Raw genomic sequence first — 408 nt, 5'->3', positions numbered from 1 at the left:
TCTTAGCCTCCTTAAGCTATCCGGCTATCGCCTCATCATTGCAGGATCAACTCTCTGCTGTCGCAGAAGCGGAACAGCAAGGTAAAAATGAAGAGCAAAGGCAGCATGACGAATGGGTCGCGGAGCGCAACAGGGAAATCCAGCAAGAGAAGCAACGTCGCGCAAATGCCCAGGCCGCCGCTAACAAAAGAGCGGCAACGGCAGCGGCAAATAAGAAAGCTCGTCAGGATAAACTGGACGCCGAAGCCTCTGCGGACAAAAAACGCGATCAAAGTTATGAAGATGAGCTACGCAGCTTAGAGATTCAGAAACAAAAACTGGCGCTGGCGAAAGAAGAAGCCCGCGTTAAGCGAGAAAACGAATTTATCGATCAGGAACTGAAGCACAAAGCTGCGCAAACCGATGTGG

1 protein-coding gene is annotated in these 408 nt (G+C 51.0%); it reads left to right on the top strand.

Going from position 1 to position 408, the window contains the following annotated elements; genetic code table 11:
• Positions 1-408, top strand: a 408-nt coding sequence (locus EL84_RS00115) for a DUF5384 family protein (RefSeq protein ID WP_200904509.1), incomplete at both ends; no start/stop codon positions are given.

Origin of the sequence: Paenibacillus sp. VT-400, assembly GCF_001029205.1 — a bacterium.
Lineage (GTDB): Bacteria > Bacillota > Bacilli > Paenibacillales > Paenibacillaceae > Paenibacillus > Paenibacillus amylolyticus.
The sequence above is the reverse complement of the archived record's forward strand: the minus strand, read 5'-3'. Positions and strand labels throughout refer to the sequence as shown.